The following is a 214-nucleotide window of genomic DNA, read 5'->3' on the forward strand; positions in this document are numbered from 1 at the left end:
AGCAGAGTATCTCCTGCGATGTTACAATAACGAACACCTGTGATACCCATCTCCGCATTTAAACGGTCAGCAATTATTCCCGCGTCCTTACCACTGAACACGGTTGTGACGTACTCCTCTTTGTGAAGGGTGTTGATCTTGTAAACCTTTAAAGCTCTGCTGGCGATCATCTTAAAATACCTCCGCTAGGTCTGCTGCGTCCATGATTGTGTTA

It is taken from the genome of Marinagarivorans sp. (assembly GCF_982758155.1).